Source organism: Sphingobacterium anhuiense (genome assembly GCF_042686355.1).
In the GTDB taxonomy this organism is placed as follows: Bacteria; Bacteroidota; Bacteroidia; order Sphingobacteriales; family Sphingobacteriaceae; genus Sphingobacterium; species Sphingobacterium anhuiense.
Genome location: NZ_JBHUPE010000020.1, coordinates 71,377 through 93,080, shown reverse-complemented (window position 1 = coordinate 93,080; position 21,704 = coordinate 71,377). Strand labels below are relative to the sequence as shown.

Sequence of the window (21,704 nt, the reverse complement as noted above, 5' to 3'; positions counted from 1 at the left end):
TTTAATTGCCTTATTGAAATATATATCTGTATATTATCGTGGTACAATAAATGTTAGCTGTTCTTGTAAAAATAAAGTTGCACATGATTTGTTATTGCTAATTAATTTTAATCTTTGAGTAGGTTGACGAATGAGTTTGTTTATGCGCGCATATATTACATTTTCTATATTAATTACCTTGCTGTTTCTAGGCATTAGCTGTTCGAATAATAAAACGGAGCGTATACCTATTGAAAGTTTTTTTTCAACTCCTGAAAAGACATCATTTAAAATTTCCCCTGATGGTAATTATATCGCTTATATCGGGTTAGATAATCATTGCAAGAATATTTTTTTATTAAACTTAAATAATCAGGACAGTTCCAAGCAATTGACGTATCAAAATGATATGAATGTTAATAGTTTTGTTTGGGGAGATAATGAAGAGATTATATTTTCTATAGAACAAACCTCTAATGACAGCCTAAGACTATATGCTGTAAATATTTTTACGGACGCCCTTCAACCATTGATTAAACCCATGAAAGCAAAATTTCGTTGGGTACAGCCGGCAAGATTATATGATAATGGAATTATAGTAGCTATCAATGATCGAGATTCTTCAACGTTCGATCTTCATAAGTTATTTATTGATGGGCGGAAATCCGAGATGATCCTTCAAAACTCAGGAAGCATCAATTCTTGGTATCTTTCTCAGGATGGTCAAGTAAGACTTGTCATGGCTAATGATAGTGTGGAAGAATCAATGATGTATAGGGCAGATAATGAGCAACCCTTTCATCAGGTCTTAAAAAATGATTTTGCTTCTACTATTATACCGATGGGCTTCGTTAAAAACTCGACAACAAATATTTACGCACTTTCAAATATCGGCAGAGATAAGCTGTCGTTAGTTGAGTATGATTTGGAGCAGAAGAAGGAAGTATACGAAGTTTTTAATAATAAGGAAGTAGATCTCGATTGGGGTGGATATTCTTCTTATACCAATGAAATGCTCTATGCCTCTTATACTCTTTCAAAAAAGAAAAGATTTTTTTTCAATGATAAGATCGCAGGAATATTTAAAAAAATATCTGAAAAGGCAAAGGGATCAGAATTTGATATTATAGACTCAGATTCTTCCTTTAATAAAATCATCATAAGAACATATACAGACACCAATCCTGGTGCGATTTATTATTTTGATTGCCAGGATAACGAATTACATAAACTGACCGATAACAATCCTAATTTAAAAGATCGTGAGTTATCGCAAACAGAATCTGTGAAATATCAAGCCCGCGATGGCAAGATCATTACAGGTTTTATTACCTACCCTTTGCATGAAGATAGGAAGAATCTTCCTGTTGTTGTAATGCCACATGATGGCCCTAATCAGCGAGAAATTTGGGGTTTTGATCACGAAGCACAGTTCTTAGCCAATCGAGGTTATGTTGTGTTTCAGATGAACTATCGTGGTTCAGTAGGCTTTGGTAAAGAATTTTGGTCGGCAGGTTTTAAAGAGTGGGGAGGTAAGATTCAAGATGATATTACGGACGGCGTAAAATGGTTAATCAGAGAAGGTATTGCGGATAAAGATAGAATAGCAATTGTTGGAAAAGGCTTTGGGGGGTACTCAGCTTTGCATGCGGCGTGTTTTAATTCTGATATGTATGCCTGTGCAGTATCATATTCGGGGTACACGAACTTGTTCACATATTTTAGAGACATACCACCATATGTAAAACCCTATTTGCAAAAATACTATCAGATTATTGGAAATCCAATTCGCGAATCGAGCATGTTTAAGCAGATTTCTCCCGTATTTCATTCTAATCGTGTCAAAATTCCAGTTTTAATAGCACAAGGGGGAAAGGATCGATTAAGTTCGGTAACAGATGCCAATCAATTTGTGCAGAAACTTAAAAATAATAATATTCCTGTACAATATATATTGAAAGAAGAAGAGGGTAGAACTTTTAAAAAGGATGAAAATGTCATTCAATATTATCAGGAGCTGGAGAAATTTTTAGATAAATATATCGGTAAATAGTGGGACGATGAGAGGAACAGGTTATAATTATCGTAAGAATTTTGGTTTGCTTTTTGTCTTCTTTGCTTTCGTTACGTTATTGTATTTTGTTGTCATATTTGCAGCAAGAAATTATACTGTAAATCTCGTTAATAATGAGTTTACGAATCGCAAATCGGAGGTCTTTGATTTGACATTGGTACCCTTCAATGATTTTTTTCAAAATCGTGTTCCCGAAGTTTCTTTTTATCAGGGATACTTGGATTCTTTGGAAGCAGGAAAATATGCTTACAGCGTCTTAAGCTCTTATCCATTCGTTAAGGAGATCGCTTTTTACGATATGCTTTTTAGTAATGATAATAGAATACTTGCCGGCTTTTCGATCAATGGATTAAATATCAGACCTAAAACATTATCCATATTTACAATTAATAACCGAGGTTTAGATAAAAGGTACATCACCAAACGTGAAGAAATGGGGCCTTTTAACGAGGAATTGAATAGTATGGGGATCAAGGTGGCAAGTTATATTGATAAATTGCAGTCCAGCTCAAAATTAACAGATCGTGACATTCTTCGTGTTTTCTATTCTACGCAACCAGGTCGTATTACTTATCTCAATATTCCGCGCATCAATGATCTATTGGTATATAAAGATATCATGGATACAAAATTAGATCATATTGTGAATTATGAACAGGATATGTTTGTCTTTAGCGTCGATCCGACCTTATTGGATGTTAAAAATATATATCCCAATCTGTATGAAAGAATTGAAGTCGTTCCTATAGTACGTGCTCCTGTAACCTCCGATGTCAAAGAATATGTGACCGAAATGCTTTTACCTGGAGCTCTGGCAGATTATAAATTGTTATTCCATTCCAGCGAATCATTTATCTCAAAAGAAGTGAATCGTAGTTTTCTACCTGTTGTGCTGGGGATCTCATTAGTTTATTTGATTTTATTGGTCATTTTATATTTGATTTACCGTAATTTAGAAATTAATGGTAGACTGTTTAAATTGCAATATGATTTTATTAATAATTTGACACATGAGTTTAAAACCCCTGTTAGTGTAATAAAAATAGCAGGTAACAATATTAAAAGTGCACAATATTTATCTGATGAAGAGCGTATAATGTATGGAAACATATTGGATCAAGAATCAGATCGGCTGAACAATTTGATGAACAAATTATTGTCATTTAGTCAAATTGAAAATAAAACAATCAAGCTTAAAAGAGAAGAAATTGATTTAAATACATTTGTCGATAATATTGTGACATCCACACAATTAAAACATGCAGATTTTAAAATAACAAAAGAAATTAACGTCAAATCCAGTCTACTTGCAGATCCTGTATTATTAACAAGTGTGTTTCAAAATTTAATTGATAATGCCTATAAATATTCGGATCAAAAGAGGAAAGTATTAGATATTAAAATACAACAAAATAAAAAGAATTTTGTTATTATCTTTAGAGACGAAGGAATAGGTATAAATAAAAATGAGTTTTCAAATATATTTAAGAAGTTCTATCGGATCAAAAGTCAATACAATCAACAAGGAAGTATTGGTTTGGGTTTAGCCTTTTGTAAAGAGATAACAGAATTTATGGGGGGAGAAATTTCTGTTAAAAGTGAAATCGGTAAAGGAACTACCTTTACTCTCATTTTTTCAGTTTAAAATATAATTAATTATGAGCAAAGAAATAACTGTAGCTGTTATTGAAGATGATGAAAATCTACGCTTTTTAGTTCGTCACAGATTAGAAACGGAAGGGTACAATGTTGTTCAAACGGGGGATGGAAATGAGGCTGAAAAGTTGATTTTAGAGAAAAAACCAGATGTTGTATTGCTAGATTGGATGTTGCCAGGTAAGGAAGGTAACGAGATTTGTGAAAATATACGTAAAGCAGGATTTGAAAATATTGTTATCATGATGACTGCTAAATCACAAGATATTGATAAGATCGAAGCTTATAGCTTTGGTGTGACGGATTACATTAGTAAGCCATTCAATATGGACGTATTAATCGCCATGATTGAGAATAAGGTTCGTTTCTTTTTACCTAAAAATACGCCTGAGATCTATCATTTTGGTAAGACTGAACATCAGCCAAACATTCACTCACTTGTGAGAGACGGTAAGAAAATAGAACTTACCATTTTAGAGAATCGTATTTTACTGCATTTTCTACAGAATGTCGGCAAAGAAATAACACGCGAAGAGCTGATGGAAGTCGTTTGGGGGTACAGTTCAAATGTCAATACACGGACCTTAGATATGCATGTGGTTAGATTAAGGAAGAAGATCGAAAAGAATCCAGATAAACCCTATTACTTGCAGACTGTTAGGGGTTTAGGCTATAGATTTGTTGATGAAGAAGAGAATTAAAATGAATTAATGGGTTTGAATTTGTTTTGTTAAAAACAATTCTTACCTTCGTATTATAGACAGCGAGACCATGTTATCCGACAAGGATAACATGGTCTTGTTTCATTTTTGAATAATTAAGATAAAACAAATAACAATAATTATGGCAGAAGTAACTTATTACACCGCAGAGGGATTACAAAAGCTCAAGGAAGAGTTGCACTATCTTAAAACTGAAGGAAGAACTAGTATCTCGAATGCAATAGCTGAAGCAAGAGATAAAGGTGATTTGTCTGAGAATGCAGAATATGATGCTGCAAAAGAGGCGCAAGGTATGCATGAAGCAAAGATTGCAAACTTGGAAAATACGCTAGCTGGAGCTCGTTTGATTGACGAATCCAAATTAGATACATCAAAAGTATTGGCCTTATCTATCGTAAAGATCAAGAATAAGAAAAATGGCGCTGAAATGACGTATCAATTGGTGTCCGAAACAGAAGCTGATATGAAACAAGGTAAGATTTCTGTTAAGTCTCCTATTGCCAAAGGTTTACTAGGTAAATCTAAAGGCGATGTAGCTGTAATCGATGTCCCTGCAGGTCAGATTGAATTCGAAATCATAGAAATTACAAGATAAATTATATGCGGTTATGTGCGGTTTTGCCATAACCGCATATTAATAAAACGTTATATCATTATTTAAGGTTGCATTACATGCAGCCTTTTTTTATATTTGGGTTATAAACAATTGAAATATGTCTACGATTTTTTCAAAAATAGTGTCAGGAGAGATTGCTGCTTATAAGGTAGCTGAGAGTAATGATTTTCTAGCATTTTTAGATGTTAGTCCATTAGCCGAGGGGCATGTTTTGGTCATTCCAAAGCGTGAGACCGATTATATTTTCGATATCAATGACGATGAATATATGGCACTTTGGGTTTTTTCAAAAATTGTAGCTCAAGGTATCAAACGCGTTTTCCCTTGTAAGAAAGTCGGTGTTGCTGTTATCGGATTAGAAGTAGCCCATGCTCATATCCATTTAGTCCCGTTAAATAATGTTTCAGATTTAAATTTTTCTCGACCTAGATTGTCGCTTACTCATGAAGAATTTACCCAAATTGCGGAAACAATTAAAGAGTCAATTATCAATGTTACAACTGATAATTAATCGAAAACAACCTCATCTAAAAGTAGTATTTTAAATATAAATATAAAAAAAGACTATAATATATCATATCTTTGCAGTCTTATATAGAAATTATATGTCTATATGAAATGTCATAGATAGGGATTATATTATAATGACATTTTTCACAAAATAAGTGAAAACGTAAAAAAGAAATTATGCAAGATCTTTTGTTGTCTTTTCAACAATTACTGAACCCAGAGGAATTATTAAGCTCTGGCGGTTTTTATTTAGTTTTACTCATTGTATTTGCTGAAACGGGTTTGTTTTTTGGTTTCTTTCTACCGGGAGATTATTTGTTATTTTTAGCTGGACTATTTTGTGCATTAAATAAAATTGAAGTTGATATCGTGACGCTTTGCGCAGGTTTAATTGCCGCTGGCGTACTCGGAAACTTTGCAGGATATTGGTTTGGTTATCGAGCCGGTCCTATGCTTTTCAAACGTAAGGATAGCCTTATCTTTAAGCGTAAATACGTTATTATGGCTGAAGAATTCTACCATAAATATGGGGGTACAGCTTTGATCATCGGTCGCTTTGTACCTATAGTACGTACATTTGCACCAATTTTTGCAGGCGTTGTTAAACTCGATTTTAAAAAGTTTGTAATCTTTAATATATCAGGAGCACTGCTTTGGGTACTATTATTAACTTTATCAGGGTATTTCTTAGGTATTGAATTTCCTTGGATTATTAATTATGTCGAATATATTATTGTTGGATTGATTGCAATTGCCTTCTTACCGATCGTCATTGCTTTGATCAAACGTAAAATGAATGAAAATAAAAACAAACAAAATATACAGTAAATCAAATGAGTACACAAAATCCTTGGCATAAAGTATCTCCTGGTACAAATGTGCCAAATTCAGTAAATGCTATTATTGAAATTTCAAATGGTTCAAAAGGAAAATACGAATTAGACAAAGAAACTGGTCTTTTATTATTAGATCGCGTTTTGAGTTCTTCTGTAGTGTATCCTGCTAACTATGGTTTTATTCCACAAACATATTGTGATGATAAAGATCCATTGGATATTTTGGTAATCTGTTCTGTTGATATTCTTCCTTTGACATTGGTTGAAGCACAAATCATTGGTGTGATGAACATGGTTGATGGTGGTGAGCAAGATGATAAAATCATTGCTGTTGCTAAGAATGATCCTGTGTACAATTACATTACAGATATTGAACAACTATCTCCACATAGTATGAAAGAAATTGTTCAATTTTTTGAAAGTTACAAAGCATTAGAAAAGAAAAATGTTGTAGTTGAAGGCGTTCAAGGCCGTGAAGTTGCACAACAAATTCTATTGGATAGTATAGAATTGTACAATAAAGAATTTGGTAATAAATAAACCCCATAATGGCCCTCGATATTTTTTGGACAATATTTTTAGTAGTTGCAAATGGTTTTTTTGTTGCGGCAGAATTTGCTATAGTCAAAGTAAGAGCTTCACAAATTGAGCTCCAAGCAAAATCAGGTAGCAATGTTGCTAAAATTGCAAAAAATATTACGGAGCATTTGGATAAATACCTAGCTGCAACACAGCTAGGTATTACTTTAGCATCACTAGGCTTAGGCTGGAAAGGTGAAGCAGTCATGACCGAAATCGTATCTAATCTGTTTTCTTTTTTTCAGGTAGATACTTCACAAAGCTGGGCTAAATGGACCGGTTTCGCACTTGCATTCGGAACTATTACGTTCTTGCATGTTGTATTAGGTGAGCTTGCTCCTAAATCTATTGCTATTCAAAAACCTGTAGCGACGACAATGAAAGTAGCCGTACCATTGCGTATATTTTATTGGTTATTGATGCCCTTAATATATGTATTCAATGGTTTTGCTAATTTTTTATTGAGATTAATAGGTATTCAACCGCATCCTAGTGAATCTTCACACTCTTCAGAGGAACTTCAATATTTATTGGATAAAGGTAAAGAAAGCGGAGCATTAGAATCATCTGAACATGAATTGATTAAAAACGTTTTCGACTTTAATGAACGGATCGTGAAAAACATCATGGTTCCGAGAACAAAAATCGTAGCGGTTGAAGAGGATTGTGCAGCCATTGATTTTATCAATACGGTAACAGAAGAGGGCTATTCACGTATTCCTATTTATGCCGACAGTATCGATCAGATTGTCGGTATTGTACACACAAAAGATATCTTACCGATCGTTATGAAAGGTAAAGAGGTGGTATTAAAGGATATCATGCGTAAGCCCTACTTTATTCCGGAAACCAAAAAAATCAATGATTTAATGGCCGAATTTCAATTAAAAAGAATTCAGTTGGCGATTGTATTGGATGAATTTGGAGGTACGGCCGGTATGGTTACTTTAGAAGATATTGTCGAAGAACTTGTTGGTGAAATTCAAGATGAATATGATGAAGAAACTCCAGTTGTTGAACGTATTTCTGAAACAGAATATATGGTGGACGCTGGTGCGAGCATTCATGATGTGAATGAATTTTTACCATTGGAATTGCCAGCAAGTCAAGATTATGATACCGTTTCAGGTCTAGTAAGCGATTTGTTTGATAAAATTCCTGAGGTAGGAGAGTATAAAGAAGTATTTGGTTATACTTTTACGATTATTCGTAAAACGCAACAGAATATAGAATTTGTAAAATTGGAACTTGTTGAGTCGATGGATGATGATCAAGATAATTAGCGATTATGCAACTATTTTTTACAGAAGAGATTAAACCTGATTTTAAAAACTTTATTCTAAGTGAAGAAGAGAGTAAGCATGCCATTCGTGTGCTTCGACTTCAAGTAGGTGATAAAGTTCACTTGATTGATGGAAGAGGCGGATTGTATGAAGCTGAAATTTTAGACCCACATCCGAAAAGAACAGTTTTGACTATTTTAAATGTCAAAGAAAATTATCAGCAATCCTCCTATCACTTACATACTGCAATTGCTCCAACTAAAAATATCGATCGTTTCGAATGGTTTCTAGAAAAAGCGACAGAGATTGGTATTCATGAAATTACACCTTTAATCTGTGAGCATTCTGAGAGAAAAGAGGTTAAATTAGATCGTCTTAATAAAGTGATTGTAGCAGCAATGAAGCAATCATTGAAAGCCTATATTCCAAAATTGAATCCTGCGATTACTTTTTCTCAATTCTGTAAGCAACAGGAATCGAATACAGCAACCAAAGTTATCGCACATTGTATAGATAGTGAGAAACAGTATCTAAATGAAGTTATACAACCGGGAAAGCATTATATCTTACTGATTGGTCCTGAAGGAGATTTTTCGACACAGGAGATAGAACAAGCATTAAACCTGGGCTATCAACCGATTTCGTTAGGAGAAGCACGTTTACGAACCGAAACAGCAGGGATAACATCTTGTGTTGAGGTTTCTCTCGTAAACAGATCAAAATAAAAGCCGCAACAGCGGCTTCTTTTATTTTATAATTACTGCATCAACTATCGTAATTTCCGAATTACCTTTTAAAGGATCCTTGTTAAAGACCATTTTGCCTTTTAATTTGATAGGCTCTTCTGTAAATTTTATGGCGTCACCTTTTAGAAATACCTCCACCATCGGCGGGATTCCATTAGAACCGCAAAACATACATTGCGCTACAGGAAGTACCGATATCATAAAGTTTTTATGTGTTCTGCCACTGGTCAAAGGCACCATATAACCGGGCATCTCAACGATTTTATTTTCTAAGGCTTTCAACTCTGCAGGATAGAAAGGAGTATAGATCTTTTTACTGCCGCTATAAGAAACTTTATAAGCCATTTTATCAACAGCTTCCCAAGTTTTATTCATCATTGGCGTATGATCGGGTGTATTGGGATCACGACCTATCTGCGCATTTGCTGTAATACAAAAGGTAATCAGTAAACTAAAGAAAGCGAGTATCTTTTTCATTATAATTGTTTGTTTGTACATTTAAAATTTGCTTTTTGCTGGGCTCTTCAACTTTTCACCTTGAAAATTCCCGTTTTATAATTCCATATTTATATGCAGAAATATTTCGAAATAGTGCGTAAAAATCTTAGTTCAGTTTGTAAAAATACAAAACCTGATGATAATATCATTTTACATTAATTGTTTGATAAAATATGCGAAATCGTTGTTTTATATGCCTTGATCGCAGGAATTAGTGCTGAAATAATACCAATTACACAGGCTAATAAAACAAAAATCAGTTCTATGGGATCAAGCTTAAATGCATCTATAAAGTCAGCACTTTGGCTTGTTTGTGTATTGATATAATAAAGCGCTATGTGGGCGAAAATCAATCCTAAGAAACCCCCAATTACAGTAATGACCATTCCCTCACAGATTACCAGAGAGAAAAGTTTGAGCTTGGAAGCACCCAAGGTACGCATGATCGCTAAATCATATTTCCGTTGTTTTAAGGCATTGTATAAGCTGATAAAGACACTTAATCCAGCAATTGCCATGATGATATAAGCTAATATCTTTAATGAGTCAATTCCCACCCCTAAAAGAGAAAATAAACGTGTGCTCTCTATAGCTGGTGAGGCGGCCTGCATTTGTGTATTTTGTGCGATGTACTTAGGTAATACCGCAATTGCAGCTGGTGAACGGTACTGCACTAACAATGCCGTAATTTCAAGACCAGAAGAATGAATCATATCTGCACCAATTGATTTTACCATCATATCGGGTTCATGTTGATCATCATCACGATGTTCCTCCTCTTCTGCTTCACCATGGTGATGGAGATGTGCATTTTTCGTCTCTTCAAGATCCTCTTTAGCCTGCGCTTCAGCAGGAGTTAATTCATGGTCATGATCGTGGTGTTCAATTCCATGCACATCCCAGACACTACTTAGACTAGTCAGAATGAGATTGTCCGTAATATTATTGTTGTATGATAATATACCTACAACAGTGAACGGTTGATCATCATGACTATGACCGCCTTTACTTAATCCATGTGAACTATGAATCTGATCTCCAATCTTAAGATTTTGCTTACGGGCAACATCAGTTCCGACAACAACTTCATAGTCTTTATCAAATAGCTTTCCTTGTTGTACTTTGGTTTCATACAAAGTAAGAAAGCTAGAATCCGTGCCTACTATGCGATGTCCTCTATAGTTATCTCCCAATGATACAGGAACAGCCAATTTTATTAATGGGTTATGCTGCAATTTTTCAGCTTCAGCCAAAGGGATATTACCAGTAGGATTGTCGATGTGATAAACACTGGATAGAATCAATTGTAAGGGACTTCCTTTAGCTCCGATTACTAAATCAATATTCTTACTATTATTTTCAAGTTGCTTTTCAAAGCTATCGCTGGTTATAGAAAGTACACATAGTATGGCAACACCAAAAGCAGTCAGTAATATGCTGAGTGCTGTTGAGCCTATTTGTTTACTAATATTTTTCCAAACTAATTGAATAGTATTCATGCTATTTGCTATTAGGATTGAGTGTATTTAAATCGTAAGTATTCGAAAAGTTATTTTTAATTCTTTTATCATGCGTAGCGATCAGGAGGGTAGCGCCCTGTTGATCGGCAATTTCCATTAATAGTGTTAATACCCTAGTTGTATTCTGATCATCCAATGATGCAGTAGGTTCGTCAGCAATTAAAAGCAAAGGCTTATTAATAACAGCACGTGCAATAGCGGCACGTTGTAATTGGCCTCGACTTAATTCCTGTGGATATGCATGGGCTTTATCAGACAATTGTAGTTTGTCTAGCACGCTCAAAACTTCATTTTTATTGACTGTTTTCTTTGCTAAAGACTGCGCAAGCTGAATGTTTTCAAGAATAGTTAAGTTTTTCAATAAATGGGCTTCTTGAAAAATAAAGCCGATATGTTGCGATCTAAATTTATCCATTTCAGATGTGCTCATGGCATAGATATCTTTTTCATTAATCCAGACTTTTCCTGCTGTAGGTTTTGAAAGTCCCCCCAAAAGATGAAGCAATGTTGTTTTACCAGTTCCCGAATTTCCAAGAAGCAGTGTATGTTGAGCTTTTTGAATTTGAATAGCAGGAAATTTGATTGGTATACCTCCTTTGTATTGGAAGGAAAGTTCCTGCGTTGCTATGATTGGATTGATCATGAAATCAGATATTGAAAAAGTATTCAAAAATAATAAAATATAAAAATAGCCTAAATATGTTAATAAATTGTGCGGTTAATAATTTTATTACACTTCTTTTATATAGTAGCAATTTCAATCATAAATTTAAATTGAAAATCACTGATTTATATATATATGATTTATACAGTATGTTAACTTAACATATATGTAATGTATTAATAATCCTCAAATAACATAAAGTTAACATACGCAAGGTTACTTTGTGGAGTCATAAAAATTAAATCATGAGAAAGAAATTTTTACCAATTTTCGGAGCATTAGTAGTAAGTTTAGCGACAGTAGGTTGTAGCAGTGATGATCCGATCAGTCCGGGACCTGGTCCAACACCAGAGCCAGGAAAGGATATTGTGAAAACCGGCATCTTAAAATCTAATGAAACTTGGACTTCTAATAATATTTATGTGTTAGATGGCCGTGTTGTTGTAGACGAAGGTGTAACATTAACGATTGAACCTGGGACTATAATTAAAGCAAAGGATGGTCAAGAGTCAAATGCTTCCGCATTAATTGTTGATCAAGGTGCAAAACTTGTTGCGAATGGTACAGCTGAGAAGCCAATTATCTTTACAAGTGTAAATGATAATATTAAAGCGGGTGAGAAAAACAGTACATTAAAAGCTAGTGATGCTGGACAATGGGGTGGTGTGATTGTACTAGGGAAAGCCCCTATCTCGGTAGCCGCTTCATCAGGTAAGGGATATATTGAAGGTATTCCAGCAGGTCTTAGCTATGGAGAATACGGAGGAACAAATGCAGCTGATAATTCAGGATCATTAAAATATATTTCAATTCGTTTCAGTGGTGTTGCTGTTGCACCAAATAGTGAGATTCAAGGTTTGACTCTTGGTGGGGTAGGTAATGGCACTACAATAGAAAACGTAGAGATCTTTTCTAATAAGGATGACGGAATTGAATTTTTCGGTGGAACTGTTAACGTGAAGAATGTTGTTGTTTATGGTCAAGAAGATGATGGTTTAGATGTAGATCAAGCTTATTCAGGGACAATTGATAATGCGCTTATCATCCAAACAGAGAAATCAGATTCAGCATTAGAAATTGATGGTCCAGAAGGAAATGGTACAGGTTCTTTTACCTTCAAAAATATTACTATCAATATGAATAATATTGCGGGTAAAAAGATTGCAGATTTTCGTGATGGAGCTACAGGTAAATTGGAGAATATTTTCGTGAATAATATCAATACTACAGGTAATGTTGTGAATGTTAATGATGAAAAAACCATCGTTACATTAAATGGCAGTAAATTGAATTTTGTGAAATGGGAATTTGTTTTACCAGCAGGTAAAACTGTAGCAAATCTATTTACATCAAAAGGAACAACTGCTCCAGACATTACCAAATTTACAAGCAATAGTATAGGCGTAGAAAATGGTAAGCAAACAGTAGGTGCTAATACTTCAGTTTTTGCTTGGACTTTTACTAAAAGCCTCAATCTGTTTTAATTAAGAAACAGTATATATTCATCTTTCAAGCTGTCCAATCAACTTGAAAGATGAATAAAAAAAACAAACACATTAATCCAAACAAACTAAGATTTTAATGAACAAGCATTTTTCGGTTTTACTATTTGTATTAGTAGTATTGCCAAGTTTATTATTTGCACAAACAGGTAGAATTTCTGGCGTTGTCAAAGACGAAGGGTCCAACTCAGCCCTATCAGGAGTCAGTGTATCTATTGTTGGAGCTGCAAATCAAGCTACAAGTTCAGATTTTGAAGGAGATTATTCTTTTAATATTGCTCCAGGTACATATAAACTCGTATTTAGCTATGTAGGCTATATAAACAAAGAAATCACCGATATTAAAGTGGAGGCAGGCAAGTCAGCTATTGTTGATGTTTCCTTAGCTCCGTCATCAAATCAAATTGGTGAAGTAGTCGTTACCGTTTCGGCTCGAAAAAATACTGAACTCTCTATATTAAATATGCAGAAAAACTCTGGTGTTGTTATGGATGGTTTATCTTCACAGGCTATTCAACGTTCTGGAGCAAGTAATATTGCTTCTGCAGTTCGTGTTATTCCTGGAGTATCTGTTCAAGAGGGTAAATATTTATATGTTCGTGGACTTGGAGATCGTTACACTAAATCAATCTTGAATGGTGTTGACATACCAGGATTAGATCCAGATAAGAATACTGTTCAAATGGACATATTTCCTACTGGTGTATTGGAAAATATTGTTGTTATGAAAACAGCTTCTGCTGAATTGCCAGCAGACTTTACCGGAGGTGTAATCGATATTGTAACTAAAGATATCCCTGCACAAAAGAACTTAGGTGTTTCGATGTCATTGGGTTATAATCCGAATGCTCACTTTAGAAATGATTTTGTTAGTTACAAAGGAAGTAAAACAGATTTTCTAGGGTATGATTACGGTGATAGAAACCTTCCTGTGGTAAAGGATTATACAATTTTAAATCCGGTTGTTCCTGAAAATAGATATGCTGTTGAGCAAGTTGCAAAGGCATTTGATCCGGTAATGGCTGCACAACGTAAATCAAATAATCTTCCCGATTTGAATATGGGAGTCGATTATAGTAATCAATTCAATGTTGCTGGTAATAAGTTAGGTGTTATTGGATTATTGAATTATAAGCGAAATACAATGTTTTACAAAGGATTTCAGAATGGTATCTATCAAAAGCCAAATCAGTCCGACGCTAGTTCTGAACTTAAAGCAGATAAAATTAGCCAGGGAGATTTAGGCGAGCAAAATGTGTTACTTTCTGGAATGTTGGGCTTGAATTATAAAACCGATCGATCTAAATATTCATTGACAGCGCTACGCATCCAAAATGGAGAATCAAGAGCTGCGATATTTAATCAGACAACTGCAATTTCAAATTCAAACGAGACCATGCGCCATACTTTGGAATATACAGAGCGTGCAATTACAAACTTATTACTAAGCGGTAAGCATAGTAATGAAAATGCAGACTTTATTACAGAATGGAAGCTTTCACCAACGTGGGTTAAAGTAAATGATAAAGATATGCGTCAAACTACCTTTGTTTTGAATAGCAGTGGTAATTATGTTATCAATACAGACGCTGGTCTTCCAAATCGCTTTTGGAGATATTTAGATGAGTTTAACGGTGTTTCGAAATTGGATTTTACAAAAAAGTTAAATTTATTTGAAAGAGAATCTGCATTTAAGTTCGGTGGCTTGTATAGTTATAAAAAGAGAGATTACCGTATTAATAATTATAGTATAGAATACAGAAACAATAACAAAGATATTACTAATGGTGATCCCAACGGATTCCTGAATCCGGAAAATGTATATAATGCAAGTGAAGATAGTGGTTTCTGGGTAAGAGGTAATTATCAAGCTGCAAATACCTTTGAAGCTTCACAACAAACTGGTGCTGCTTACGCTTCATTAGAAATACGTCCTATAGAAAAGCTTAAAGCAATAGCAGGACTTCGTGGTGAAAACTATACAACAATTTTTACAGGACAGAATATTGATGGATTGAAATATGATAAAGTAAAAACCATCAATAAATTTGATTTATTTCCTTCATTAAATTTGATATATAATACTTTTGCAAATCACAATTTAAGAGCATCATATTCCCGTACTGTTGCTAGACCATCATTTAAAGAATTATCAGTAGTTCAAATCTACGATCCTTTAACAGAAATTAGATTTTTGGGTAATTTGGAATTGGTTCCTACTTATATTAATAATATAGATTTACGTTATGAGATCTTTGCTAAGGATGCGCAAATGTTTGCTCTAAGTGGATTCTACAAAGGATTTAAAAATCCAATTGAGTTACAAGCTTATAATGATGGAGTACCTTTAGATATTACGCCAAAAAACTCACCATCAGCCACAGTGATAGGACTTGAAGTAGAAGGACGTAAGAATTTTGGATTTATTTCTGAAGATTTGAAAGATTTGACTTTAAACGTAAATGTTACTGTTGTTAAATCTGAAATCGAGATGAGAGATGAAGAGTATGCTTCTAGAATATCATTTGCTCGTGAAGGACAGGAAATTTCAAAAAAGAGAGAATTACAAGGTCAGTCTCCTTATTTAATCAATACTGGTCTGTCTTATAACAGTTCAAGTAAAGGATTCGAAGCTGGTGTTTTTTATAATGTACAAGGAAAAACTTTACAGATAATTGGTTTTGCGAGAAACTCAGATGTATATACTAAACCTTTTAATAGTTTAAATTTGAATTTATCCAAAAAGATAGGAAAAGAGTTTAAAGCAGGTACCATTTCATTTAAAGTAGATAATCTTTTAGACAGTAAACGTCTGAGTGTTTATGAAGCCTTTCAAGCAGCAGATCAAATCTATCAGCAACGTATTCCTGGGCGGAATTTCAGCGTAGGGTATAGCTATAATTTTTAAGACATTAAATTCGATATAAGTCCCGCTAAGTTACTATTAGCGGGATTTTATTTTTTGATTAAAGCGGGTTCGTAATGATATACGATTTCATATTTTTGTTTTTGGTGATTTAGAGACAGTTCTCCAATTCGCAGTTTAATATCTTGAGGTGTGGGCTCACATAAAGTGTAATAGTTTCCATTATAAAGAATACTTTGTCCAATAGGTTTATCAAATTGAACAGCAAGAGTAACATGAGTTGGATATCGCAGTGCTATCATGGGTAAATCATATATTTCTTTGACTAAATAGAAGAAAAGAGCAGCTCGGTCGTCACAATCGCTAATATCATTAATTAATGTCTGTTCAGGCGCAAAGCGTTTTTCAGCCCCGTAAATTTCGCGGTCATCTTCATAAAGAAAAGAATACCTGGTGAATTGCATTAAATAGTCAATTCCCTTTTTTGTTGACATTTTTGATGTATACTCTTTTAAATAAGGGATTATTGACTCATAAGTTTCTTTACTTAATGGAATATTGAAATATGTCTCAAAGTCAACAATTGGATAATTTGCAAAGATATCATTCACTTCGGAGTTGACCTTTAATTTGAAATGATATGCTTTACCATTATACTTAAACCCAATTTCTTTATCAACATAACTATCTGGTCTAAAATCCGGGAGTCTAGTGACTTTATAACTAAAGCTGTTTTTGGCCTCAGGAATTTTTACATCAACTAGCTTATACGGTTCTTGATAGTTGAAAATACTCTTATAATCATGATAATTTAAGCAAACATAATTGTCATCGTTTAAATGGAAAAATGGAAGATCTGATATGTCGTCTTTGCTTTTAATGTAAAATATAGTTTGCTTTTCTCTTAATCCTAATCGTGCATCATAACCAGATTTACACATCAAATACCATTTGTATAAAGTATATCGACTATAGTTTTCCTGTTTGGGACTTATTGCTTGCGCTGTGTGACGTACGAGCTGGTAGTAGATCCAATCATTTAGATTGTATTTCTTTTTGTAAGCAAGTAATGAATTGACGACCATAGAATCATGAGATGATTCTATTTTTTTATAAAAATCAAGAACATTGTTCTCGCTGATTTCAGAAGGAACATTTATAATAAATGTGGAATCTAATGAGAATATAAACGGTGCATTATAGAAATCAACTTTGTATTCTTGCGCATAGCTTTCTCGCTTCTGCATAAAGATAAACAGCAGTGAAAGAGCGCTTGCGACCAAATATGAATATAGAGATTTCAATTCCTTAACAATTTATTAATAATGAAGTTACATAAAAATAACATCAAAAGAAATACCTAAATTCATTACTTACAGCTAAATGACGTTAGAGATCCACAATAAGGTACTGTGATGCAGTTTTCGAACAATAATATTTGGAAGCTTTTATTTTTTATCCGACCATAAATAATAGAGGAGCCGTCCAATGACTTTGACCATGTTTATTGCGCGCTCTAACTTGAAAATAAATATAGTGGCCAGGAGTAAATCCTGAATAATACGCCCTGAACGAGTTTGTTTTATAGAATATTTCTCCCCATTGTGGGAGTCCATATGAGTCAACCTCTGTTGCAAACCTATAATCATAAAACATATCCCGTCCTACAGGTTTAAATCCAAAGGCGACTTCACCACTTGTACGTCCATCACAAAGAAATGGGGCGGATGGAGTATTAGGAACTTGGCCTTTACGTTTTTTGGTGAGTACAGGGAAACCCGAACTGTGTAGTAAAGATAACTTTCCATCACTGACTAAATTGACGTAAGCAACAAGCTGTTGCAACAGTTCACAGAGTTTCCGCTTGCTTTCTCGCTTATAAGACTTCTTTTCTCGGCTTCCGCTTTCAGCCTCGATCACTTTCTTCTGGTAATCTTGGTAAGCATCTTCAATAGTTGGCAGTGGCAAAGTCGGATTAATAAAGACAGTAGAATTCTTCATGCACGATAAAATATAGCTTGCTCTTAAAAGTAGTTTTTCGTCAGTATATCGAATAAAATTGGCTTTTGCACGAATATATTTCATCAGAATATCATCTAGGTTTAATCACTAAAATAACTCTTTTTTGCTATACCTCACAATTGAAACGATAGATAGTAAAGATTATACGCGATGCAACGGCTCTTCACGCGATGGAATTCCTAACAGACGGAAAGGCCGAATTCTTACGCACTATTTCCGATACCCTGAGCATAGTGGGGAGATCATTTTGCGCCATTGCAATTCAGTAATACCGTGCTTCTGAATGCTATCTTCTAGTTTCTTTATGATAATGAAGAGGACAGGAAGGTTTCTTCTTATAACAAGCTTATATCTCCCAACGGCTTGATTATATTGCGCGATCTCTCGTAGATAGTTCTACGTAACATGCTTTTAAGGAAATAGTTGTTTACTCACAGAATGGATAAGTTTATTGAAAGGAAAGTGTTTGGAGCCATTCACCAGTCTGTCAAGATAAAAGTAAACTCCTGTATTGTCTCGGTGCATGCAGGGAGATACTTTTCATTTGACTTATTTATGTTCAACCATTTTGGCGGACTTATATTTCAAGAAAATGTAGCGCATCATCTTAAGAGGATCATCGATTTGCAATACAACAAAATATCTACGCCATACCAGTTTATGGCACCGCCATCCCTCGGCAACATTAATCAATTGCTCTTCGAATCCATGTTACGTAGAAAAGATCACACTAAAAAAACAAAATTTTTTCTCACCCAAAGCATTATTATCTCATGATCTTAGTATTAAATTTTACCTGTTACTATTGTATATTATTTGTACGAAATAATATACATGTAGCTATATCCTTACTTTAATTTAACTCATTGAAAAACAGGTGTAAAAGAGGCAAGATATTTGACGCAAGTTTGACCATATTATAACTTAAAGAAATGGAAACAAATATTTCTACAAAATTTGTTGCTGAACTAATTGGAACTTTTGGTTTGGTACTATTTGGTTGTGGTGCAGCGGCTGTTGCCGGCGCTACGACTTTAGGCGGATTGTCGGGATTGGGATTACTGGGGATTGCGCTAGCATTCGGTTTATCCGTTGTTGTTTTTGCCTATGCGATAGGCGGCATTAGTGGGTGTCACATCAACCCCGCGGTAACAATCGGTGTACTTGTTGCAGGAAAGATTTCTGCGAAAGATGCTGTTATTTATATTGTAGCACAATTAATAGGAGCATTATTAGGTGCTTTTGTTCTACAGCAGATTTTAGGAGGACAGCTAGCTGGTTTCTCTCCAGGTGAATGGGCATATGGGTCGAATGGATGGGGGAAAGGCTATCAGAATGAATACGGCACAACCGCTGCATTTTTAACAGAGGCTGTTTTAACCTTCATCTTTTTATTTGTCATCTTAGCGACTACCTCCAAAGTTGGAAATTCCACTATGGCTGGTTTGGCTATAGGGCTGACCTTAGTTTTGATTCATTTAGTTGCTATTCCCATCACAGGTACTTCAGTCAATCCGGCACGTAGTTTTGGTCCAGCTATACTAGCTGGGGGCCAATCCCTTTCACAACTTTGGTTATTTATTGTAGCCCCTATTGTAGGAGCTATAATTGCCGCAGTCGTTTGGCGTGCTCTTGAACCCAAAGGGAATTAAAACTTTTATATCATGATATTGGATAGCTTCATCGAAAAATGAAGCTATTTTTTTGTCTTCTTGTTTCTGTTATCTAACAGTTTTAAGAGCACACTTTTTTGAAGTATCGCTTTTTAATTTTGTGACGGAGTTACAAAATTTGTATCTTCGTACAATGGAAAATTTTATTGTTTCTGCTCGTAAATATCGCCCGGTCACCTTCGACTCGGTTGTCGGTCAGCAACACATCACCGGTACACTTAAGAATGCTATTCATAACAATCAGTTAGCACAAGCATTTTTGTTCTGTGGACCAAGAGGTGTGGGTAAAACAACTTGCGCGCGTATTTTAGCAAAAACAATAAATTGTGAAAACATTTCAGATATTAGCGAAGCCTGTGGTGTATGTGATAGCTGTAAATCTTTTCAGAATGGTAATTCATTTAGCATTCATGAATTAGATGCCGCATCTAACAACTCAGTAGACGATATCCGAAATTTGATTGATCAAGTACGTATTCCACCACAAGTGGGTAAGTTTAAGATCTATATCATCGATGAGGTTCACATGCTGTCGCAGCAGGCATTCAATGCTTTCCTAAAAACATTGGAAGAACCACCTGCCTATGCCATATTTATCTTAGCAACTACAGAAAAACATAAAATCTTACCGACGATTTTATCACGTTGTCAGATTTTTGATTTTAACCGTATCCGTGTTGAAGATATGGCCAATCACTTGGCAAGCATTGCAACACGTGAAAGTATTCAGTACGATAAAGATGGCCTTCATATCATCGCTCAAAAAGCAGATGGAGGGCTTCGTGATGCATTATCGATGTTTGATCAGATCGTTAGTTTTTCAAATAAGCAGGTCACTTATCAAGCAGTTATTGATAATCTGAATATTTTAGATTACGATTACTTCTTTAAATTGACAGATGCTATATTGATTGAAAATCCAGCAGATACCTTATTAATATTAAATGATATTTTAAATAATGGTTTTGATGGCAGTCATTTTATTTCAGGTTTAGCATCGCATTTTAGAAATCTATTGGTAGCAAAAGAACCGTCTACCTTAAAGTTGTTAGAAGTAAGTGAAAGTATAAAGGCTAAGTATTTAGATCAAGCACGTAAATCTTCAACGGGATTATTATTATCAGCATTGAATATTGCTAATCAATGTGAGATTAATTATAAAACAAGTAAGAATCAGCGTCTTCAGGTAGAATTAGCACTTTTAAAAATATGTCACTTATCAAGTGCTATTAAGTTAAGCCAGATTGGAACCCTTCAGGCTCCCAATACTGTTGAAGGATTAAAAAAAAAACTCCCTAATGTAGCTCCAGCCACAGAAACAGCTGTCGTTGATGCAAAACCCTCATTACCAGTAGTAGATAAAAATATTGCTATAACTCCGATTACAGTACCTCCTGCAACACCAGTAGTAGAACAAACGAAAAGCCCAGAAGTCTCTAACTTACCGCCTAAAGTGAAAAAGGGTGGGTGGGGAGCTTCCAAAAGTTCTATGCCATCACTACCCGATCTAAATTCAATTTTTGAATCTAAAACTGAAGAAGAAGATAGTAATGAGCCGAGTTTAGTTAAAGGTACTGAAGAGGAAGTAGTGACTTATGAAAAATTTATCCAATTTTGGAAAACGTTGGCAACAGATATAAAAAAGCAAAATAAGATTAATCTGTATACCTTGATGACAGCTGTGCCCCCAAAGTTAGTTGGAAATCAAATAGAGGTAGATGTGGAGAATATGGTCCAGATGGATGTTCTGAATATGGCAAAGGTAGATTTATTAAATTTCCTTCGTCCTGCACTGCATAATTTTTCACTAGATCTACGTGGTATTGTTATGGAGCATGATGTTGTACGTAAACCTTATACCTCGCAAGAGAAATATCAAGCTATGGTACAGAAGAATCCACTTTTAGAAACGTTAAGAAAAGAGCTTAATTTGGGACTAAGTTAAAACTTAGACCAAC

At 34.6% G+C, this 21,704-nt stretch carries 18 protein-coding genes; 13 read left to right on the top strand and 5 right to left on the bottom strand.

The window, feature by feature from the left end:
• Positions 1–142 precede the first annotated feature (142 nt).
• The 9 genes from ACFS6I_RS23675 (at position 143) to ACFS6I_RS23635 (ending at position 8,980) form a co-directional block, all read left to right on the top strand.
• Complete coding sequence (locus ACFS6I_RS23675; protein ID WP_380924250.1) at positions 143–2,032, top strand: S9 family peptidase; 1,890 nt, start codon at positions 143–145, stop codon at positions 2,030–2,032.
• Between the two features lie 7 nt (positions 2,033–2,039).
• Complete coding sequence (locus ACFS6I_RS23670; RefSeq protein ID WP_380924248.1) at positions 2,040–3,698, top strand: sensor histidine kinase; 1,659 nt, start codon at positions 2,040–2,042, stop codon at positions 3,696–3,698.
• Positions 3,699–3,711: 13 nt separating this feature from the next.
• Positions 3,712–4,410, top strand: a complete 699-nt coding sequence (locus ACFS6I_RS23665; protein WP_132772215.1) for a response regulator transcription factor — start codon at positions 3,712–3,714, stop codon at positions 4,408–4,410.
• Between the two features lie 142 nt (positions 4,411–4,552).
• Positions 4,553–5,026 (top strand): transcription elongation factor GreA, encoded by a 474-nt coding sequence (greA, locus tag ACFS6I_RS23660; RefSeq protein WP_132772217.1) that lies wholly within the window; start codon positions 4,553–4,555, stop codon positions 5,024–5,026.
• A gap of 118 nt (positions 5,027–5,144) precedes the next feature.
• Positions 5,145–5,558, top strand: a complete 414-nt coding sequence (locus ACFS6I_RS23655; RefSeq protein ID WP_132844486.1) for an HIT family protein — start codon at positions 5,145–5,147, stop codon at positions 5,556–5,558.
• Positions 5,559–5,734: 176 nt separating this feature from the next.
• Positions 5,735–6,385, top strand: a complete 651-nt coding sequence (locus tag ACFS6I_RS23650; protein WP_132772219.1) for a DedA family protein — start codon at positions 5,735–5,737, stop codon at positions 6,383–6,385.
• Between the two features lie 5 nt (positions 6,386–6,390).
• The gene (locus ACFS6I_RS23645; RefSeq protein WP_021188159.1) at positions 6,391–6,933 is read left to right on the top strand and encodes an inorganic diphosphatase; all 543 of its coding nucleotides are present in this window, start codon (positions 6,391–6,393) and stop codon (positions 6,931–6,933) included.
• Positions 6,934–6,941: 8 nt separating this feature from the next.
• Complete coding sequence (locus ACFS6I_RS23640; RefSeq protein ID WP_183915732.1) at positions 6,942–8,255, top strand: hemolysin family protein; 1,314 nt, start codon at positions 6,942–6,944, stop codon at positions 8,253–8,255.
• A gap of 5 nt (positions 8,256–8,260) precedes the next feature.
• Positions 8,261–8,980 carry a 16S rRNA (uracil(1498)-N(3))-methyltransferase gene (locus tag ACFS6I_RS23635; RefSeq protein WP_380924244.1) on the top strand — a complete coding sequence of 240 codons (720 nt, stop codon included), beginning with the start codon at positions 8,261–8,263 and terminating at the stop codon, positions 8,978–8,980.
• Between the two features lie 21 nt (positions 8,981–9,001).
• Here ACFS6I_RS23635 and ACFS6I_RS23630 read toward each other — a convergent pair whose 3' ends face one another.
• The 3 genes from ACFS6I_RS23630 to ACFS6I_RS23620 all read right to left on the bottom strand — a co-directional run bounded on the left by ACFS6I_RS23630 (position 9,002) and on the right by ACFS6I_RS23620 (position 11,662).
• Positions 9,002–9,478, bottom strand: a complete 477-nt coding sequence (locus ACFS6I_RS23630) for a hypothetical protein (RefSeq protein WP_132844481.1) — start codon at positions 9,476–9,478, stop codon at positions 9,002–9,004.
• A gap of 176 nt (positions 9,479–9,654) precedes the next feature.
• A complete protein-coding gene (locus ACFS6I_RS23625; protein ID WP_380924242.1) occupies positions 9,655–10,998 on the bottom strand; it encodes an ABC transporter permease in 1,344 nt (447 codons plus the stop codon).
• 1 nt (position 10,999) lies between these two features.
• The gene (locus tag ACFS6I_RS23620; protein ID WP_380924240.1) at positions 11,000–11,662 is read right to left on the bottom strand and encodes an ABC transporter ATP-binding protein; all 663 of its coding nucleotides are present in this window, start codon (positions 11,660–11,662) and stop codon (positions 11,000–11,002) included.
• 266 nt (positions 11,663–11,928) lie between these two features.
• Here ACFS6I_RS23620 and ACFS6I_RS23615 point away from each other — a divergent pair, with 266 nt between their 5' ends.
• Positions 11,929–13,167: a hypothetical protein gene (locus tag ACFS6I_RS23615; RefSeq protein ID WP_380924238.1), complete on the top strand. Its 1,239-nt coding sequence runs from the start codon at positions 11,929–11,931 to the stop codon at positions 13,165–13,167.
• 97 nt (positions 13,168–13,264) lie between these two features.
• On the top strand, positions 13,265–16,093 hold the full coding sequence (locus ACFS6I_RS23610) for a TonB-dependent receptor (RefSeq protein WP_380924236.1): 2,829 nt from the start codon (positions 13,265–13,267) through the stop codon (positions 16,091–16,093).
• A gap of 47 nt (positions 16,094–16,140) precedes the next feature.
• On the opposite strand, the gene ACFS6I_RS23605 is transcribed toward ACFS6I_RS23610, so the two are convergent.
• Positions 16,141–17,298: a hypothetical protein gene (locus tag ACFS6I_RS23605; protein ID WP_380924234.1), complete on the bottom strand. Its 1,158-nt coding sequence runs from the start codon at positions 17,296–17,298 to the stop codon at positions 16,141–16,143.
• Between the two features lie 208 nt (positions 17,299–17,506).
• On the bottom strand, positions 17,507–18,136 hold the full coding sequence (locus ACFS6I_RS23600) for a hypothetical protein (protein WP_380924232.1): 630 nt from the start codon (positions 18,134–18,136) through the stop codon (positions 17,507–17,509).
• A gap of 869 nt (positions 18,137–19,005) precedes the next feature.
• Here ACFS6I_RS23600 and ACFS6I_RS23595 point away from each other — a divergent pair.
• Both ACFS6I_RS23595 and ACFS6I_RS23590 read left to right on the top strand, forming a co-directional pair.
• Complete coding sequence (locus ACFS6I_RS23595; RefSeq protein ID WP_380924230.1) at positions 19,006–19,725, top strand: MIP family channel protein; 720 nt, start codon at positions 19,006–19,008, stop codon at positions 19,723–19,725.
• Between the two features lie 154 nt (positions 19,726–19,879).
• Entirely contained in the window at positions 19,880–21,691 is a 1,812-nt protein-coding gene (locus ACFS6I_RS23590) for a DNA polymerase III subunit gamma/tau (RefSeq protein WP_380924228.1), read from the top strand.
• Positions 21,692–21,704: the final 13 nt, after the last annotated feature.